The 5,052-nt window shown below is 67.9% G+C and carries 6 protein-coding genes; 2 read left to right on the top strand and 4 right to left on the bottom strand.

The features are described 5' to 3' along the window. Positions 1–279: 279 nt before the first annotated feature. On the top strand, positions 280–1,152 hold the full coding sequence (locus tag ACWD1Z_RS36490) for an NAD(P)-dependent oxidoreductase (RefSeq protein ID WP_451125081.1): 873 nt from the start codon (positions 280–282) through the stop codon (positions 1,150–1,152). A gap of 226 nt (positions 1,153–1,378) precedes the next feature. Further along, on the top strand, positions 1,379–2,143 hold the full coding sequence (locus tag ACWD1Z_RS36485; protein ID WP_451125083.1) for an SAM-dependent methyltransferase: 765 nt from the start codon (positions 1,379–1,381) through the stop codon (positions 2,141–2,143). Between the two features lie 4 nt (positions 2,144–2,147). On the opposite strand, the gene ACWD1Z_RS36480 is transcribed toward ACWD1Z_RS36485, so the two are convergent. The 4 genes from ACWD1Z_RS36480 to ACWD1Z_RS36465 all read right to left on the bottom strand — a co-directional run bounded on the left by ACWD1Z_RS36480 (position 2,148) and on the right by ACWD1Z_RS36465 (position 4,379). After that, the gene (locus ACWD1Z_RS36480) at positions 2,148–2,402 is read right to left on the bottom strand and encodes a hypothetical protein (RefSeq protein WP_451125079.1); all 255 of its coding nucleotides are present in this window, start codon (positions 2,400–2,402) and stop codon (positions 2,148–2,150) included. Positions 2,403–3,233: 831 nt separating this feature from the next. Further along, a complete protein-coding gene (locus ACWD1Z_RS36475; protein WP_451125077.1) occupies positions 3,234–3,500 on the bottom strand; it encodes a DUF4235 domain-containing protein in 267 nt (88 codons plus the stop codon). A 25-nt stretch (positions 3,501–3,525) separates the two neighbouring features. Further along, positions 3,526–3,954: a DUF3618 domain-containing protein gene (locus ACWD1Z_RS36470; RefSeq protein ID WP_451125075.1), complete on the bottom strand. Its 429-nt coding sequence runs from the start codon at positions 3,952–3,954 to the stop codon at positions 3,526–3,528. Then, positions 3,951–4,379, bottom strand: a complete 429-nt coding sequence (locus ACWD1Z_RS36465) for a phage holin family protein (protein ID WP_451125073.1) — start codon at positions 4,377–4,379, stop codon at positions 3,951–3,953. The genes ACWD1Z_RS36470 and ACWD1Z_RS36465 overlap by 4 nt, the downstream gene beginning before the upstream one ends. Positions 4,380–5,052: the final 673 nt, after the last annotated feature.

Genomic DNA, 5,052 nt, shown 5'->3' with positions numbered 1-5,052 from the left:
AGCGGGCGGCTGCGGCGGGTCACGGCGACCACAGCATCTCGGCCCTGACCGAAGTGCTCCGAAAGTCGGCACAGAACGCGTAATGCGACAGCTGTTCCGAGGCGCACGTTCCGGCGGGATCGGTCCATGGTCGTCGTTACCGTCAAACCGCTCGCGACAGGTTGCGGTGGCCACCGGCCTCGAAGGTGTGGGCACAGGTCGTTCGGTGACGGAGCGGCACGTTCGTTCAAGTCTCACCCGGATAAGCGTTCAGACTTTGATGTGATGGTGAGGGGTGTCATGAGCAAACACGATGTGACGGTCATTGGGCTCGGACCAATGGGACGTGCGATGGCGAGCGCGTTCCTCGGCGAGGGCTACCGGGTCACCGTCTGGAACCGGGCCGCGGGCAAGGCAGACGAGCTGGTGGGCGCGGGAGCCCATCGGGCCGCCACGGTCCACGACGCGCTCACCGCGAGCGAACTGGTGATCCTCAGCCTGACGGACCACCATGCGATGTACGCCGTTCTTGAGCCGGCCACCGACGCGCTGTCCGGCCGGGTCCTCGTCAATCTCAGCTCGGACACGCCCGAGAGTGCCCGCAGCGCTGCGCGGTGGGCGTCAGGACACGGTGCCCGGTATCTCACCGGAGGTGTGCAGGCTTCACCCCCGGGCATCGGGCAGCCCGGGTGCTCCACCTTCTACAGCGGGCCCAAGGAGGTATTCGACGCGCACCGGGAGGCCCTGGAGGTGCTCACCGGCACGGACTACCGCGGCGAGGACCCAGGGCTGGCTGCGTTGTACTACCAGGTCGGGATGGACCTGTTCTGGACGACGGTGCTCGGCTGGCTGCACGCCCTCGCACTGGCGGATGCCCACGGCGTCTCTGCCGAGGAAATCCTGCCGTCTGCATCATCCGTACTGTCGGGAATGCCGGACTTCCTGACCTTCTACACACAGCGGATCGACGCGAGTGAGTACCCGGGCGACATCGAAAGGCTCGCCATGGGTGTGGCGAGCGTCGACCATGTCCTGCAGACCGCCAGGGATGCGGGGGTCGATACCTCGCTACCGACGGCAGTCCTGGAGGTTTTCCAGCGAGGCACAACAGCCGGCCATGCCGAGGACAGCGCGACCAGCTTGATCGAGGTACTGAAGAAACCCGCCGCATAGCCACATCGCGCCAGCGGCCTGCCTCGCCCGTCGTCGCTGGAGGCGCTGTCCCACCAGCGGGATGCCCTTGTACGCGACCTGGGGACCGTACACAGCGTCGGCAGCGATACAGAACAGCCCCGCAACTTGGCTCACATGGGCCGTGACGGCAGGCAGTGGTATCTCAGCCGTCAGTAGGGCGAAACCGGGTTGTGCTTGGAGGGATGATCGGCTTGGGTTCGTGCTCGTGACTGCCTTGAATGATCTCGTACGTCCGGACCGCTATCCGCGCTCCTCCCGCTATGACCCTGGCTGGTTGCTCAACCTCGCCATGGGGCCTAACCCGTTGTGGATGCTGGAGGACCTCGCCCAGGACCTTGATCTGCGCCCGGGGATGCGAGTTCTCGACCTCGGCTCCGGCAAGGGCGCCACGTCGGTGTTCCTGGCTCGCGAGTATGGCGCCCGGGTCGTCGCGGCCGACTTGTGGTTCACCCCCGAGGACGCGGCAGCCGTCTTCGCCGACGCAGGGGTCGGCGATCAGGTGGAGGCTGTGCGAGCGGAGGCGCACGCCTTGCCGTTCGAGGAGGAGAGCTTCGACGCCATCGTGAGCGTCGACGCGTTCGAGTACTTCGGTACGGCAGACAACTACCTGCCCTACCTGGTCCGGTTTCTCCGCCCTGGTGGACAACTGGCCATCGCGACGCCCGCCATGACACGGGAGATCCGTGAACTCGGAGCCATCCCGCCCCACATCAAGGACGTGGTGGGCTGGGAAGCGATCGCCTGGCACACGGCGGAGTGGTGGCGCTTTCAGTGGGCGATCACAGAACTGGTGGAGGTCACGTCCGCGCGGCTGCAGCAAGATGCCTGGCAGGACTGGCTGCTGTGGACCCAGGCCTGCGCCGAGCATTTGCCGGACGGCCAGAATGCCAACCAGCCGGTCATCGACATGCTCACCGCAGACGCTGGAGAGTTTCTCTCCTTTGCCCTGGTAGCTGCTCGCAAGAACTAGAGGGTCAACCCCGCAAGTTGCCGGACCCGGCCTGCCACCGGGTGAACAGGGGGCCGCCGTTGACCGCCACGAATTCGCCGTTCGCTGTGTCCTTCGGGTACTCGGCGCCGGGCGGAGCCGCATCGTGGATGCCCCAGGCGCCGGGCATCGACACGCTGTCAAGTCGGAGACCACCCATCTCTGGGTCGGTCCTGATGCGGCCGACCCCCTTTGCGCAGGCGCCTGCGCAGTGGTCGAGCGTGCCGTTCGTGACGTCCACGGCGACGGCCTTCTTGTCCGTGTTCTGCGTCTCCCGAGTGCCTGTACATCGACCGAGATGTCGATCTCGCGGCTCGGGGCCACCGCGCTGCCCGAGGCGTCGGCGGGGAACACCAGGAGGCGGACGGACTGCTTGCCCTTGTCGAGGGCGTCCGCGCCGACCTCGCCGTGGGCCCACAGCCCGACGTACTCACGGCCGTCCTGGACGGTCGTCACCACGGAGGGCAGCTGCAAGCGAGGGCCCCAGCAGGCCGTCCATCTCCAGGGGAGCAGGGGGCTCCTAGGGCCTGCTGGTGAAGCGGACCGTGCCGGTGGACGCGTCCCGCACCTGGACGACGTACCCGTCCTCGGTGGTGTCCACATAGGCGACGGCGTCGCTGCGGGTGCCCACGGCCACCAGGGGCTGCGCCGAGTAGTTCTCCGGCGTCCAGTCCAGCGTGTGCTGCCAGCCCTGCTTCGGGTCGTACTGGGAGGGGACGGTGAGCAGGACCGACGGCCCCTTCGGGCGAGGGAGGTCTCGGCGGACGGTGTGGCGGAGCCCTTGGTCTCGCTCTTCGCGCCAGGGGACCCGCCCCCGCCGCAGTCAGCCGGCACCAGCGCCGTCAGCGCGATACTCACCACGGCCTTCGTCCTGCCCATGTCCCGTACGTTTTCTCGGTGGATCAGTACGGTCCGACCACCGGGGTGGAGTGGGGCAGCTCCTGCCGGGCGAGCCACAGGGCGGCAGCCGGGGTGCCGTGATCTCACGCTGTAAGGCTCTGCCCCCTGACTCGCTACAGCAGGTCAGGGGGCAGAGCACGTTCTGCGGTTGGTGCGGATACGAGGGCAGGGCTCAGCCGGGCCAGGTGCCGGTCAGCCGGCGGGTTGCGGCGGCGCCGCCGCGGTCGACGGCTGCTTTGACCCCGGCGAAGATCGCACCCTGCAGGATGGCCGCGGCCAGGATCTCGCCCCACTGGCGTTCCTCGTCGGTGGCATCGGGTGCGTCCTCGTCGTGGCCGAACATCTTCCACGCCTGCTTGAACAGTGCGCCTGCCAGCATGCCGGTGACCGCGCCGAGGGCCAGGCCGACCGGCTTGTAGGCGATCTTCGATGCCTTCATCTCGGATCTCTCCTCGTTCTATGGTCTAGCTTTTGTTGCGGCGCAGCAGGACGCAGGCGATGAGGAGGGCCGCGCCGGCCGCGATGAGGGCACCCCGGTTGTCACGGAGGGGCTCGGGGGCCTTTGCCTGCCACAGGTGCTGGGCCTGCTCTGCCTTCGCCCTGGCCTGGTCGGCGGCGGTGGCGGCCTTCTCCTTGACCGGGTCGGGCAGCTTGTCCTGCACCAGCTGTGCGGCCTCGCCGGCCTTGGCCTTCGCCTGGTCGCTCAGCACGGCTGCCTTCGCCGTCGCCTGCTCCTTGACCGCGGCGGCCTTCTCACTCGCGCGGGCCTTGACGTCCGTCTTGTCGGCGAGCGCCTCGACCGTCTCGCCCAGTTCCTGGCGGGTCTGCTCGACGTGCTCGCGCAGTTCTTCCGGGCTCTGGGCGGTGGGTTCGTCGTGGGGCGGCTGGGTCATCGCTTGGCACTCTCCTTGATCTTGGCCACATCGGCCTTGACGCTGTCGAGGGTCGCTTCGGGGGCCGGTGGTGCGGCACGGGAGACTTCCTTCTTGCCACCCAGCGCCAGCACCGCCGTGACGAGGCCGAGCACGACGGTGACGATCAGGGCTGCGGCCCACACCGGCAGCACCGTCGCCAGGGCGGCGATCGCGGTGGCGACCAGCGCCTGCGCGGTGAGGAAGCCGACCAGGCCGGCTCCGCCGAAGAGGGCGCCGCCCTTGCCGTAGTGCTTGCCCTTCTCTTTCATCTCCGTCTGCGCCAGCCGCATCTCGCTCCGCACCAGCTCGGTGAGCTGCTGCGACGCGCGCTGCACCAGTTGTCCCACCGGCTCCTCACCCGTCGCGGTGTGGTTGCCGGTGGCAGGACGGCTTGTCTCAGCCATCGTCATCCCCTTTCGTCCCTCGTGCCCGCCGAGTCCCACGCATACGGCGGCGGACACGCGTCCTGGGGGTCTGACACAGACCGTTCACAAGATCAACATTCGGAGGTGGCGGACAGGTGCCACAAGTGAAGGTCCCGTAAGCCGGTCGCCGGGGCGTCGAGCTCCATGCGGGAGGGATGGCGTCACCCGCCTACCTTCCAGCCGTGAGCATCAGCCAGCTCACAGTCACAGAACTCCGCCGGGTAGGCGGCATACGAGCTGTCCGCGCCGGGGGAGTCAACTCGGGCAAGACCGCGGCGACGCCGACCGGACGCGGCGGAGTGGTACGAACCAGGCTCATGCCGGCGATCTTGTCGGCAGCCACTGGCAGACTCCGGCCGTTGAGGCGCGTATGCGGTTGCCGGTCGGCGAGCGGCGTCCGATCTGTCCCCTTGTGGCCCTTGGTGACGAAAACGTCACGCCCGCCATGGGGCACGGCGCAGTATCTCGGCAAGGGGAATGTGCGGTTCCGCGGCGGTGGAAACGGCCAGGTATGTCTCAGGTGTGGGATGTGGTTTCGGGGGTAGGCGAGGTTTCTTAGAGGTCGTCTCAATTGGCGAGGTCGGTAGCCTGGGTTCGTGCTGATCGTGGAACGCTTGGTGCCGGACGAGTTGTACGACCTCTTCCAGCGGGT

The organism is Streptomyces sp. NPDC002784 (genome assembly GCF_053592135.1).
This window is presented reverse-complemented; position numbering and strand designations above follow the sequence as displayed.

What these genes read in the sequence shown, in the direction of transcription:
- ACWD1Z_RS36475 (WP_451125077.1), bottom strand. Translation starts at nt 3,500, where the DNA reads ATGAAGGCATCGAAGATCGCCTACAAGCCGGTCGGCCTGGCCCTCGGC.
- ACWD1Z_RS36470 (WP_451125075.1), bottom strand. Translation starts at nt 3,954, where the DNA reads ATGACCCAGCCGCCCCACGACGAACCCACCGCCCAGAGCCCGGAAGAA.
- ACWD1Z_RS36490 (WP_451125081.1), top strand. Translation starts at nt 280, where the DNA reads ATGAGCAAACACGATGTGACGGTCATTGGGCTCGGACCAATGGGACGT.
- ACWD1Z_RS36465 (WP_451125073.1), bottom strand. Translation starts at nt 4,379, where the DNA reads ATGGCTGAGACAAGCCGTCCTGCCACCGGCAACCACACCGCGACGGGT.